The sequence below is a fragment of the Flavobacterium oreochromis genome, from assembly GCF_019565455.1.
Classification (GTDB): Bacteria; Bacteroidota; Bacteroidia; order Flavobacteriales; family Flavobacteriaceae; genus Flavobacterium; species Flavobacterium oreochromis.
The window spans coordinates 1,860,268-1,875,179 of record NZ_CP067377.1; the positions used below are offsets into that span (position 1 = coordinate 1,860,268).

At 35.1% G+C, this 14,912-nt stretch carries 5 protein-coding genes; all 5 read left to right on the plus strand.

Going from position 1 to position 14,912, the window contains the following annotated elements; genetic code table 11:
- The first annotated feature begins 26 nt into the window (after positions 1 to 26).
- The 5 genes from JJC03_RS08840 to JJC03_RS08860 all read left to right on the plus strand — a co-directional run bounded on the left by JJC03_RS08840 (position 27) and on the right by JJC03_RS08860 (position 14,909).
- Positions 27 to 584 (plus strand): hypothetical protein, encoded by a 558-nt coding sequence (locus tag JJC03_RS08840; protein WP_088444325.1) that lies wholly within the window; start codon positions 27 to 29, stop codon positions 582 to 584.
- Between the two features lie 477 nt (positions 585 to 1,061).
- Complete coding sequence (locus tag JJC03_RS08845) at positions 1,062 to 9,875, plus strand: T9SS type B sorting domain-containing protein (protein WP_235873076.1); 8,814 nt, start codon at positions 1,062 to 1,064, stop codon at positions 9,873 to 9,875.
- A gap of 54 nt (positions 9,876 to 9,929) precedes the next feature.
- Positions 9,930 to 10,844 carry a PorP/SprF family type IX secretion system membrane protein gene (locus tag JJC03_RS08850; RefSeq protein ID WP_088401289.1) on the plus strand — a complete coding sequence of 305 codons (915 nt, stop codon included), beginning with the start codon at positions 9,930 to 9,932 and terminating at the stop codon, positions 10,842 to 10,844.
- Positions 10,845 to 10,854: 10 nt separating this feature from the next.
- Positions 10,855 to 12,810, plus strand: a complete 1,956-nt coding sequence (locus tag JJC03_RS08855) for an OmpA family protein (RefSeq protein WP_088445493.1) — start codon at positions 10,855 to 10,857, stop codon at positions 12,808 to 12,810.
- Between the two features lie 137 nt (positions 12,811 to 12,947).
- Positions 12,948 to 14,909: a peptidylprolyl isomerase gene (locus tag JJC03_RS08860; RefSeq protein ID WP_240918129.1), complete on the plus strand. Its 1,962-nt coding sequence runs from the start codon at positions 12,948 to 12,950 to the stop codon at positions 14,907 to 14,909.
- Positions 14,910 to 14,912: the final 3 nt, after the last annotated feature.

The window sequence follows — 14,912 nt, forward strand, 5'->3', positions numbered from 1 at the left end:
TTCATTTTTCTTTAAAGTGTGTATGTATGAAAAAACAAATATTTTTTTCAACTTTTCTTTTTACATTCATTTCTTTTAATGCCAAGGTTGGAATAGGAACTGAAATGATTCATAATGATTTACATGTAAATGGAATATTGCAAGTAAAAGATATTAGTTTGGGCGGAACAGCTATAACTTCTGGAAGTTCAGGAACTGTAGGACAAGTTTTAATCTCTAATGGTTCAGGTAAAGCTCGAAGAAGGGAAACACCTAATAAAGTTTCAGGAACTATTTACTCTGCTAATTTTATCCAAGGGACAACAGCAGATATTTCTGGAGTTTCTTTACCAATTACGATACCATCAGGAGTTACTAGGACATTGTTATTTACTGTTCAAGGTCATGCTATTTCAGCTGTTTCTGATAGTCCATCTGCTACACAAAGAGTATTTGTTTTAGAACGAAATGGAGTAATAAAGCAGAGTTCTGGTTGTATTTCACATAGAGATAGTCTAGTTAATCTACCAGCTCCCGCTACCTTTACGGATGCTATCACATTAGGTTTAGGAACATACAACTTTAAAATTAGATATTCAACTTGATCTCGAAAACAGATAGTTAGTAGTAATCCTATAAGTTATATAGGATATAATAGAGATACAGAATGTATGTTAACTAAAACGACAGTTTTAGTTTATAATAATTAAAAATATAAGTGCGATATGAAAAATAAAAATTGATTTTAAATGAATAAAATTTAATAATTTATCTTTTCCTTTAGATAAATTATTTTACTAAAAAATGGGGTCATAATTTTAGAGTCATAGCTTACTATTTTTAGGATAGTATGCCCTAATGATGTTAATTTTTTAGTTAACTGAATGGTTTTATAGGTTATTTATAGCCTTGTATTGAAGGTAAACGCATTTTATGAAAATAAATTGCTTTTAATTATATCTTTTTAATTGGAATAATTAGTTTATTATTTTGTATGTAAAAAGATAATATTTTAAATAGTATAATATGTGAAAAACATATTTTAAAACCTTATTCTAAAAATTAAAATAAAAATTTAATATATGGTCGAAAAAATACCAAAAATATATATAGATAAATTTAGAAACTTAATTTTTCTAACTTGTCTCGTTGCGTCATTCTTTTTACCTGTCCAAAAAAACTATTCACAATGTGGAAGTGGTTTTCAACAAGGAGGTTTTTTGATGAGCGTATCGAATGAAATTCATGCAGTTAATATTAGGACAGGTAAAACAACATTAATCTCTACTAGTCCATTTGTGGCTGGAGGTGGTGCTTTAGGATTAAATTCTTTTGCTACTAACACAGCAGCTAAAGTAATGTATTATACAAATACTGTTACAGGAGCTACGAATACGGCTTTATATGCTTATAATATAGCAACTAATTCGCATTCAATTGTAAGTTCTGATGTAAGAGCACAAGGTGTTTTGTTAGGAGGTAATGGAGTCGGGTCTGGTGGTGCCGCTTTTGACGGAGGTTTTTTGTATTTAGCTATAGAAAATTTAGCTACAGGGTCAGGTACAGCTGATAATGATACTGTGATATACAGATGTACAATGTCTGCTGATGGTTTAACCCTAGTTAATGCTGTACCAGTAATGCAGATTGATCCCAGTGATTCTATGGGAGATTTTGGTGTAGTAGGTAATTTAATGGTTAGAGCATATAGTGGTAATGTTATTGAATATACCTTTCCAGCAGTGTATACTGCGGGGATTAATACAGCTCCTTCTTTTACAACACCAGGAGATCCATCTTATGTTTCGCAAGTAGCTCAAGATAATTTAAATAATTTATGGATAGTTGCGGATGGATTTAGACAATATTTTCCAAGTACTCATACTTTTTCAGCTACAACTATACCAACTACGGACGGAATTAATAATGTTCCAAGTCCAAATGATGCAGGGGGATGTGTTGCAGCAGATGCAGTTATAGGAGATAGAGTTTATAGAGATTATAATAATAATGGACTTTTTGATGGTATAGATGTAGGAATAGCTGGAGTAACCATTAATATTTATGACGATTTTAATGGAAATGGTATTATAGATGCAGGTACTGATACTTTATTGACTATCGTTACTACAGGAGTAGGAGGTATTTATAATGTAAGTAATTTATTACCAGGTAATTATATTATACGGGTTACTGATACAGGAAATGTTATAGGAGGAACTGCCGTTTCAACGACAGGAGGAAATATACAAGTAGAAGCATTATCTATATCAGAGTCAAATTTATCACATGATTTTGGATATTTTACCCCTAATTCTGATTTAGGAATAGTAAAAACAGTTAGTGATGCTACACCTAATGTAGGTAGCAATGTAACTTTTACACTTACAGTTACTAATACAGGTATAAGTAATGCAACAGGAGTGACAGTGAACGATTTATTACCATCGGGTTATACTTTTGTTGGAAGTTTACCTTCTGTAGGAACATATAATTCAGGTACGGGAGTTTGGAGTATTGGAGGATTGGCAAATGGTGCCATTGCTACATTAAATATTGTGGCTACAGTGAAAGCTACTGGTAATTATGCAAATACGGCTACAGTAACAGGAACTGAACTTGATCCTACACTGACTAATAATTCATCTACTAGTACACCAAGCCCAAAAAATGTAGTTGATGCAGTAAATGATTCAGCTATAACCTTAGCAAGTGGTAGTACTTCAGTAGTAGTTCCAGGAAATGTAACAACAAATGATACCTTAAACGGAGTAGCTGTTACAGGTACAAATACTAATGTAACCCCAGTTACTAATGGTCCTTTAAGTGTAGATGCTAATGGCGTTATAACATTAGCACCAAATACAGTTTCAGGAACGTATACCGTAACGTATCAGTTGTGTGAAGCAGATCCAGTTACAGGAAACAATTTAGTTCCAGCCAATTGTGATACAGCAATAGCTACAGTAGTTGTAAGTAATCCATTAGTGGCAACAAATGATACATTGCCAGGAACCGGAGGAAGTGTTTTAGGGAATGATACCTTAAATGGAGTTGCAGTTACAACATCTAATACAGATGTAACACCTGCTACTAATGGTCCATTATCTATAGATGCAAATGGTAATGTAACAGTAGCAGCCAATACACCATCAGGTAGTTATCCTATTACATACACTATCTGTGAAACAGGATCAGTTCCAGCTAACTGTAAGACAGCGACAGCAACGGTAGTCGTATTGAATCCAATTGATGCTGTAAATGATACTCCAGCTGTAGTAACAGTAGGTGATAGCACACCAAGTGTTATCTTAAATGATACGTTAGACGGTGCTCCAGCAGTAATCGGAACTAACCCAGGTCAAGTTGCATTAACACCAGTAACCGTTCCAGCAGGTTTAACTTTAAAAGCTGATGGTACTATCACAGTAAATGCAAACACGCCATCAGGAACGTATGTAGTTACTTACCAAATTTGTGAAAATGGAGCAGTTCCAGCAAATTGTGATACAGCTACAGCAACAGTAGTGGTATTGAATCCAATTGATGCTGTAAATGATACTCCAGCAGTAGTAACAGTAGGTGATAGCACACCAAGTGTTATCTTAAATGATACGTTAGATGGTGCTCCAGCAGTAATCGGAACTAACCCAGGTCAAGTTGCATTAACACCAGTAACCGTTCCAGCAGGTTTAACTTTAAACGCTGATGGTAGAATTACCGTTAATCCATTAACTCCATCAGGAACGTATGTAGTTACTTACCAAATCTGTGAAAATGGAGCGTTACCAAATCCACCAGGAAATTGTGATACAGCTACAGCAACAGTAGTGGTATTGAATCCAATTGATGCTGTAAATGATACTCCAGCAGTAGTAACAGGAGGAGATACAACTCCAAGTGTTATCTTAAATGATACGTTAGATGGTGCTCCAGCAGTAATCGGAACTAACCCAGGTCAAGTTGCATTAACACCAGTAACCGTTCCAGCAGGTTTAACTTTAAACGCTGATGGTAGAATTACCGTTAATCCATTAACTCCATCAGGAACGTATGTAGTTACTTACCAAATCTGTGAAAATGGAGCGTTACCAAATCCACCAGGAAATTGTGATACAGCTACAGCAACAGTAGTGGTATTGAATCCAATTGATGCTGTAAATGATACCCCAGCAGTAGTAACAGTAGGTGATAGCACATCAAGTGTTATCTTAAATGATACGTTAGATGGTGCTCCAGCAGTAATCGGAACTAACCCAGGTCAAGTTGCATTAACACCAGTAACCGTTCCAGCAGGTTTAACTTTAAACGCTGATGGTAGAATTACCGTTAATCCATTAACTCCATCAGGAACGTATGTAGTTACTTACCAAATCTGTGAAAATGGAGCGTTACCAAATCCACCAGGAAATTGTGATACAGCTACAGCAACAGTAGTGGTATTGAATCCAATTGATGCTGTAAATGATACCCCAGCAGTAGTAACAGTAGGTGATAGCACATCAAGTGTTATCTTAAATGATACGTTAGATGGTGCTCCAGCAGTAATCGGAACTAACCCAGGTCAAGTTGCATTAACACCAGTAACCGTTCCAGCAGGTTTAACTTTAAACGCTGATGGTACTATCACAGTAAATGCAAACACGCCATCAGGAACGTATGTAGTTACTTACCAAATTTGTGAAAATGGAGCGTTACCAAATCCACCAGGAAATTGTGATACAGCTACAGCAACAGTAGTGGTATTGAATCCAATTGATGCTGTAAATGATACTCCAGCTGTAGTAACAGGAGGAGATACAACTCCAAGTGTAATTTTAAACGATACTTTTAATAACCTTCCAGCAGTAATCGGAACTAACCCAGGTCAAGTTGCATTAACACCAGTAACCGTTCCAGCAGGTTTAACTTTAAACGCTGATGGTACTATCACAGTAAATGCAAACACGCCATCAGGAACGTATGTAGTTACTTACCAAATTTGTGAAAATGGAGCGTTACCAAATCCACCAGGAAATTGTGATACAGCTACAGCAACAGTAGTGGTATTGAATCCAATTGATGCTGTAAATGATACTCCAGCTGTAGTAACAGTAGGTGATAGCACACCAAGTGTTATCTTAAATGATACGTTAGATGGTGCTCCAGCAGTAATCGGAACTAACCCAGGTCAAGTTGCATTAACACCAGTAACCGTTCCAGCAGGTTTAACTTTAAACGCTGATGGTAGAATTACCGTTAATCCATTAACTCCATCAGGAACGTATGTAGTTACTTACCAAATCTGTGAAAATGGAGCGTTACCAAATCCACCAGGAAATTGTGATACAGCTACAGCAACAGTAGTGGTATTGAATCCAATTGATGCTGTAAATGATACTCCAGCAGTAGTAACAGGAGGAGATACAACTCCAAGTGTTATCTTAAATGATACGTTAGATGGTGCTCCAGCAGTAATCGGAACTAACCCAGGTCAAGTTGCATTAACACCAGTAACCGTTCCAGCAGGTTTAACTTTAAACGCTGATGGTAGAATTACCGTTAATCCATTAACTCCATCAGGAACGTATGTAGTTACTTACCAAATCTGTGAAAATGGAGCGTTACCAAATCCACCAGGAAATTGTGATACAGCTACAGCAACAGTAGTGGTATTGAATCCAATTGATGCTGTAAATGATACTCCAGCTGTAGTAACAGGAGGAGATAGCACACCAAGTGTAATTTTAAACGATACTTTTAATAACCTTCCAGCAGTAATCGGAACTAACCCAGGTCAAGTTGCATTAACACCAGTAACCGTTCCAGCAGGTTTAACTTTAAACGCTGATGGTACTATCACAGTAAATGCAAACACGCCATCAGGAACGTATGTAGTTACTTACCAAATTTGTGAAAATGGAGCGTTACCAAATCCACCAGGAAATTGTGATACAGCTACAGCAACAGTAGTGGTATTGAATCCAATTGATGCTGTAAATGATACTCCAGCTGTAGTAACAGTAGGAGATAGCACACCAAGTGTTATCTTAAATGATACGTTAGATGGTGCTCCAGCAGTAATCGGAACTAACCCAGGTCAAGTTGCATTAACACCAGTAACCGTTCCAGCAGGTTTAACTTTAAACGCTGATGGTACTATCACAGTAAATGCAAACACGCCATCAGGAACGTATGTAGTTACTTACCAAATTTGTGAAAATGGAGCAGTTCCAGCAAATTGTGATACAGCTACAGCAACAGTAGTGGTATTGAATCCAATTGATGCTGTAAATGATACTCCAGCAGTAGTAACAGTAGGTGATAGCACACCAAGTGTTATCTTAAATGATACGTTAGACGGTGCTCCAGCAGTAATCGGAACTAACCCAGGTCAAGTTGCTTTAACACCAGTAACCGTTCCAGCAGGTTTAACTTTAAACGCTGATGGTAGAATTACCGTTAATCCATTAACTCCATCAGGAACGTATGTAGTTACTTACCAAATTTGTGAAAATGGAGCAGTTCCAGCAAATTGTGATACAGCTACAGCAACAGTAGTGGTATTGAATCCAATAGACGCGGTTAACGATACCCCAGCAGTAGTAACAGTAGGTGATAGCACACCAAGTGTTATCTTAAATGATACGTTAGACGGTGCTCCAGCAGTAATCGGAACTAACCCAGGTCAAGTTGCATTAACACCAGTAACCGTTCCAGCAGGTTTAACTTTAAACGCTGATGGTACTATCACAGTAAATGCAAACACGCCATCAGGAACGTATGTAGTTACTTACCAAATTTGTGAAAATGGAGCGTTACCAAATCCACCAGGAAATTGTGATACAGCTACAGCAACAGTAGTGGTATTGAATCCAATTGATGCTGTAAATGATACTCCAGCAGTAGTAACAGTAGGTGATAGCACACCAAGTGTTATCTTAAATGATACGTTAGACGGTGCTCCAGCAGTAATCGGAACTAACCCAGGTCAAGTTGCTTTAACACCAGTAACCGTTCCAGCAGGTTTAACTTTAAACGCTGATGGTAGAATTACCGTTAATCCATTAACTCCATCAGGAACGTATGTAGTTACTTACCAAATCTGTGAAAATGGAGCGTTACCAAATCCACCAGGAAATTGTGATACAGCTACAGCAACAGTAGTGGTATTGAATCCAATTGATGCTGTAAATGATACTCCAGCTGTAGTAACAGTAGGAGATAGCACACCAAGTGTTATCTTAAATGATACGTTAGATGGTGCTCCAGCAGTAATCGGAACTAACCCAGGTCAAGTTGCATTAACACCAGTAACCGTTCCAGCAGGTTTAACTTTAAACGCTGATGGTAGAATTACCGTTAATCCATTAACTCCATCAGGAACGTATGTAGTTACTTACCAAATCTGTGAAAATGGAGCGTTACCAAATCCACCAGGAAATTGTGATACAGCTACAGCAACAGTAGTGGTATTGAATCCAATTGATGCTGTAAATGATACTCCAGCTGTAGTAACAGTAGGAGATAGCACACCAAGTGTTATCTTAAATGATACGTTAGATGGTGCTCCAGCAGTAATCGGAACTAACCCAGGTCAAGTTGCATTAACACCAGTAACCGTTCCAGCAGGTTTAACTTTAAACGCTGATGGTAGAATTACCGTTAATCCATTAACTCCATCAGGAACGTATGTAGTTACTTACCAAATCTGTGAAAATGGAGCGTTACCAAATCCACCAGGAAATTGTGATACAGCTACAGCAACAGTAGTGGTATTGAATCCAATTGATGCTGTAAATGATACCCCAGCAGTAGTAACAGTAGGTGATAGCACATCAAGTGTTATCTTAAATGATACGTTAGATGGTGCTCCAGCAGTAATCGGAACTAACCCAGGTCAAGTTGCATTAACACCAGTAACCGTTCCAGCAGGTTTAACTTTAAACGCTGATGGTACTATCACAGTAAATGCAAACACGCCATCAGGAACGTATGTAGTTACTTACCAAATTTGTGAAAATGGAGCGTTACCAAATCCACCAGGAAATTGTGATACAGCTACAGCAACAGTAGTGGTATTGAATCCAATTGATGCTGTAAATGATACTCCAGCAGTAGTAACAGGAGGAGATACAACTCCAAGTGTAATTTTAAACGATACTTTTAATAACCTTCCAGTAGTAATCGGAACTAACCCAGGTCAAGTTGTATTAACACCAGTAACCGTTCCAGCAGGCTTGACGTTAAATGCTGACGGTACTATCACAGTAAATGCAAACACGCCATCAGGAACGTATGTAGTTACTTACCAAATCTGTGAAAATGGAGCAGTTCCAGGAAATTGTGATACAGCTACAGCAACAGTAGTGGTATTGAATCCAATTGATGCTGTAAATGATACTCCAGCAGTAGTAACAGTAGGTGATAGCACACCAAGTGTTATCTTAAATGATACGTTAGATGGTGCTCCAGCAGTAATCGGAACTAACCCAGGTCAAGTTGCATTAACACCAGTAACCGTTCCAGCAGGTTTAACTTTAAACGCTGATGGTACTATCACAGTAAATGCAAACACGCCATCAGGAACGTATGTAGTTACTTACCAAATTTGTGAAAATGGAGCAGTTCCAGCAAATTGTGATACAGCTACAGCAACAGTAGTGGTATTGAATCCAATTGATGCTGTAAATGATACTCCAGCAGTAGTAACAGTAGGTGATAGCACACCAAGTGTTATCTTAAATGATACGTTAGATGGTGCTCCAGCAGTGATCGGAACTAACCCAGGTCAAGTTGCATTAACACCAGTAACCGTTCCAGCAGGCTTGACGTTAAATGCTGACGGTACTATCACAGTAAATGCAAACACGCCATCAGGAACGTATGTAGTTACTTACCAAATCTGTGAAAATGGAGCGTTACCAAATCCACCAGGAAATTGTGATACAGCTACAGCAACAGTAGTGGTATTGAATCCAATTGTAGCGAATCCAGATACAGAAACTATTACAGCAGGTACAACAGGTGGTGTAGTGATATTTGGAAATGACACTTTAGGTGTTCCAAAGGTTTCGGTAGGTTCAGGTCCAGGACAGGTGACTTTAACAGTAGGTTCACTTCCAAATGGATTTACTTATAACGCTGCTACAGGTACTGTGTCAGTAGCACCTACGGTTGCAGATGGTCCATATACTTTTACGTATACTATTTGTGAAAATGGAGCAGTTCCAGCAAATTGTAGTACAACTACCGTGACTATTACTGTACTTGCTAAGGTAGATGCTGTGGATGATATATACTCTGTGGCTAATGGAAGTACAGGAGGAATTGCAGGATATGTTCTAGCAAATGATACGATCAATAATCAAGGAGCGGGATCAGCTACTTTGTCTACTGTTTCGCTAACAGTGATTACTTCTGCTCAGCCAGTAATTACTGCTCCAGCTAATTCGCCTGTACCATATTTAGACATACATACAGGAAATGTTGTAGTTCCTCCAGGAACTCCTGCAGGAGAGTATATAATAAAGTATGAGGCTGCTTTAGCAATTAATCCAGGTGTAAAAGATCCAGCTACAGTTATAGTAACTGTGAATCCAGCTGGAGGAGATGAGATTGTAATTTATAACCATATGACTCCCAATGGAGATGGTTATAATGATATTTTCTTGATAGATGGTATAGATAAGTTTCCTAATAATACTGTAGAGGTTTATAACCGTTGGGGAGTATTAGTTTATGAGGCAATTGGTTATAACAATAATGACCGTGCATTCCGAGGAATATCTACAGGAAGAGTTACGATTAATCAGTTAGAGCAATTACCAGAAGGGACGTATTATTATATGTTCAAATATGTTAATGCAGAAGGGGTAACCAAAGAAAAAGCAGGTTATTTATATATCAATAGATAGAGAATTAACATTCCTCCGTTGTAAAGGCGGAGGATGTTTAAAAAAGAGTATCATATGAAAAAGAGAATTATATATTTACTACTTTTAATAAGTGGATCTGGTTTTGCTCAACAAGAAGCACAGTACACCCAATATATGTATAACACTGCTAATGTAAATCCTGGTTATGCAGGTACCCGAGGTTGTTTTAGTGCATTAGTAATGCACCGTTCACAATGGGTAGGTTTAGAAGGCGCACCGCAGACAAATACAGTTGCACTAAGTACCCCTTTAGGTCTTAATAATAAAATGGGATTAGGAGTAAGTGTTATAAACGATAAAATAGGACCTTCAGATGAAAATGCAATATCAGTAGACTTAAGCTATAATATTGATACCTCAGAGAGATCTAAATTGTCTTTTGGGTTAAAAGGGACAGCAAATTTTTTCAGTGTTGATTTTAATAAAACCAAGATTCATAACGTAACAGATGGTTTGTTAAGACAAAATGTAGATAATCGCTTTTTTCCTAATATAGGAGCTGGAGCATTTTGGTATAGTGATAAGAGCTATGTAGGTTTATCTATACCGTTTATCTTAGAACAAAAATATTATGACAATGATGTTCAATACGTAGCAAGTGAGCGTATGCACCCGCATTTAATAGCAGGACACGTATTTCGTTTAAGCAGCGAAGTACAATTTAAGCCATCCACTATGATAAAATACGTAAATGGAGCCCCTTTACAAGTTGATTTGTCAGGTAATTTTTGGTTTAATGAAAAATTTTCATTGGGAGCAGCCTATCGTTGGAGTGCAGCATGGAGTGCTATGGCAGGATTTCAGATTAACGATTCTTGGTTAATAGGATATGCCTATGATCGTGATGTTACCCGATTAGGGAACTTTAATTCTGGTTCTCATGAAATATTTTTACGTTATGAATTGTTTAAACGTGTAGAAAAAGTGGTAGCCCCACGTTTCTTCTAAAACTATTATTATGAAAAAAATAATTTTATTTACCGTATTAGGATTGTCTTTGCATAATGGATATGCACAAGAGAGAAAGATCATAAAAGCAGGTAATCACTATAATGGTTTAGCATACGTCGATGCAATTGATACCTACTTAAAAGTAGCTCAAAAAGGATATAAATCAAAAGAGTTATTTCAACGTTTAGGTGATTCATATTATTACAATGCTAAATTCATAGAAGCTAATAAATGGTATACTGAATTATTCGCCTTAGGTGAAACAATAGAAGCAGAATACTATTATCGTTATGCTCAAACGCTAAAATCATTAGAAGATTATAAAAAAGCAGATGAGTATATGAATAGATTTTATCAATTAACATCAAAAGATACACGAGCTAATATCTTTAACAATCAAAAAGATTATAAAAATATTATAGCAAAGAATTCAGGACGTTTTGAGATAAAAGCAGTAAGTGTTAATGGAAAGTCTTCAGATTATGGGACAGCATTTTATGGAGATAAAGTTTTATTTGCTTCAACCCGAGACTCTATAGGTCTTTTTAAAACCCGAGCAAAATGGACAGGGAATTCATTTACCAATTTATATATTGCTGATAAAAATGAAACAGCAGATGATCTACTCAAAGCAGTACGTTTCTCAAAAGCAATCAACTCAAAATACCATGAAGATTCACCCGTTTTTACCAAAGATTTAAAGACGGTTTACTTTACCCGTAATAATTTTAATGAAGGCAAAGTAGGAAAAGACGATAACAAAGTAGTAAACTTAAAAATATATCGTGCGAACTTAAACTCCAAAGGAGAATGGGTAAATGTAGTTGAATTACCTTTTAATAGCGATCAATATAGCGTAGCCCATCCAGCATTATCACCAGATGAAAAGACTCTGTATTTTGCATCCAATATGCCAGGGACTTATGGACAATCAGATTTGTTCAAAGTAGCTATTTTAGGAGAAAATAGTTATGGAACCCCTGTTAATTTAGGAAGTGGAATTAATACAGAATCAAGAGAAACATTTCCTTTTATAACAGAAAAAGGAGTATTATATTATTCAACTGATGGTCAACAAGGACTAGGAGGCCTAGATATTTATGCTACACAATTAGATGAAAAAGGAATGGCATCTAATTTAGTAAACATTGGATCCCCAATAAATGGTCCTATGGATGACTTTGCTTTTATTATAGACGAAAAAGGAAAAGGATTCTTCTCTTCAAATCGTACAGGAGGAAAAGGTCTAGATGATATTTATAGCTTCATAGAAAAATCCCCTTTAAATTTAGAGATTCAACATGAGTTAGCAGGAATAGTTACAAATTCAGAAACAGGAGAAATAATTCCAGGAGCTACCGTAACCTTGTATGATGATAAATTTAATGAAATTGGAAAAGTTTTAGCAGATGAAAAAGGCCTTTATGATTTCAAGAAAGTACCTGCTGGTAAAAAATATTACGTAAGAGCAGAGAAAGACGAATATGAAACAAAAGAAAAATCAGTTGATATTCCAAACAAAACAGGAAAAACCAACTTGCCAATAGATACAGCTAAAAAAGTACGAGTAATAAAAGAAGGTTCAGATCTAGCAAAAATATTTGATATTAAAATCATTTATTTTGATTTAGATAAATCATTTATTCGTTCTGACGCAGCAGTAGAGCTAGCAAAAATATTAGAAGTAATGAAACAATATCCAACGATGAAAGTAGATGTTAGATCCCATACAGATTGTCGTCAAACAGCAGCATATAATGCTAAACTTTCTGATCGTAGAGCAAAAGAAACAATGGCTTGGTTAGTTAAAAATGGCATAGCCAAAGATCGTTTAACAGGACGTGGTTATGGAGAATCACAGTTAGTAAACAACTGTGCTTGCGAACCTACAAACGAATCTTCTTGTACAGAAGAACAACATCAAGCTAACAGAAGAAGCGAGTTTATTATCGTAAAAATGTAATAAAATTTTTGTTTAATAGAAAAGCACCTTTTATAAAAGGTGCTTTTTTCGTTAATAATTTTTTGTTAATAGATTTATCTTTACTTGTTTAATGTGTTCGAATTCTTATTTTTGCTTTGCTATTTATAAATTATAATATGATAATGAATCTAAAACAGTTTGTAACTACTGCATTATTAACACTATCAGCTGTAGGTTTTTCACAAAATGCTAATAAAGAGGTTTTGTTTACTATTGATGATAAACCGTATTATACAGATGAATTTTTAAGGGTTTACAATAAAAATATTGATTTAGTTAAGGATGAATCTCAAAAAGATTTGAATGCTTATTTAGATTTATATGTGGCGTATAAATTAAAAATTAATAAAGCTAATAAATTAGGATTGCAAAATGGAATGCAATATAAGAATGAGTTACGCTCTTATAGAAATCAATTAGCTAAAAATTACACTTCTGATATTAAGGTTACTAAAGCGTTAATAGATGAAGCTTATTCTAGAATTCAAAAGGAAGTAAAAGCAGCACATATCCTTATTTTATGTGATGAAGATGCAACACCAGAAGATACATTAAAAGCTTATAAGCAAATTCAAGATATACGAAATAAGGCAGTTGTAGGTCAGTCTTTTGAATCATTAGCTCTTCAATATTCTCAGGATCCTTCTGCTAAAGAAAATAAAGGGAATTTAGGTTATTTTTCAGCTTTTAGAATGGTTTATCCTTTTGAATCTGCTGCCTATAAAACAAAGATAGGTGATGTTTCCATGCCTGTACGAACAAAGTTTGGATATCATTTATTAAAAGTACAAGATGTAAGAGAAAATAGAGGAGAGGTAACAGTTGCACATATAATGATCTTAAAGCCTCAAACAAAAACAGATGCAGATATAACTAAAGCTAAAAATGCAATTTTTGATATTTATTCAAAATTAAAACAAGGAGAAAATTTTTCGACTTTAGCAAATCAGTTTTCAGAAGATAAGAGTTCTGCTCCAAAAGGAGGAACTTTGCCTCGATTTAGTTCAGGTCAGTTGAGTTCAGATATTTTTGAAGATAAAGCATTTGAATTAAAAAATATAGGAGATTATTCAGAACCATTTGAAAGTCAATTTGGATGGCATATCGTTAAGCTTATTGAAAAATTTCCTATTAAGAAGTTACAAGAAATGGAGCGAGAATTAGATGTAAAAATTAGAAAAGATGACCGCTCAAAAATTATTATTTCAGCATTGACTTCTAAACTACATCAAAAATATCCTGTAAAGCGAAATGAAAAAATATTTTCAGAAATTAAAAATACCGTTACAGATGCTTATTATGCTGGAGAATGGAATATGCCTGAAAATAAAAAACAATTTGATCAGGAATTAGTGAAAATAGGAGAGAAAACTATTTTAGGAACAAATTTTCTAAATGAATTAAATTCTCAACAAAAAGCAAAATTAAAAATTAAACCTATTACAAAATTAGTAGATCAAGTATATTCTAATTTTATAGATAACCAGTTAAATCTTTATTATAATGAAAATTTAGAAAAAGAATTTCCTGATTTTGCTAATATTGTAGAAGAATATAGAGACGGCTTATTGTTATTTGATTTGATGGAAAAAGAAATTTGGAATAAAGCTAAACAAGATACAATTGGACTTAAAAATTATTTCGAAAAAAATAAATTGAAATACCAATGGAAAAATAGAGCTGAAATAATAACGGTTTCTTCTACTAATGAAGAATTTGTAAAAAAGGCTCAAAAATTATTAAAAGAAAATCTTACAATAGATCAGCTTAAAGAAAAATTAAACACAAAAGAAGTTATTAATGTTATTCCTAAGAAAGAAATAATTGAAGAAGGAGCTAATCCTAATATTATTCTAAAAGAAGGGATTTCTAAGATTTATAAGGAAAAAGACTATTTTTACGTTAATAAAGTTCTAAAAGTATTACCTGCTACACAAAAAACATTAGAAGAAACAAAAGGAAAAGTAATTAGTGATTACCAACAATATTTAGAAGATAATTGGGTTTCAGAACTCAAAAAAGAATTTAAAATAGATATAAATAATAGTGTTTTTGAGAAAATAAAAACATCTAAATAAAAA

Coding starts and splice junctions, on each gene's coding strand:
- JJC03_RS08840 (WP_088444325.1), top strand. CDS start 27: ATGAAAAAACAAATATTTTTTTCAACTTTTCTTTTTACATTCATTTCT.
- JJC03_RS08845 (WP_235873076.1), top strand. CDS start 1,062: ATGGTCGAAAAAATACCAAAAATATATATAGATAAATTTAGAAACTTA.
- JJC03_RS08850 (WP_088401289.1), top strand. CDS start 9,930: ATGAAAAAGAGAATTATATATTTACTACTTTTAATAAGTGGATCTGGT.
- JJC03_RS08860 (WP_240918129.1), top strand. CDS start 12,948: ATGATAATGAATCTAAAACAGTTTGTAACTACTGCATTATTAACACTA.
- JJC03_RS08855 (WP_088445493.1), top strand. CDS start 10,855: ATGAAAAAAATAATTTTATTTACCGTATTAGGATTGTCTTTGCATAAT.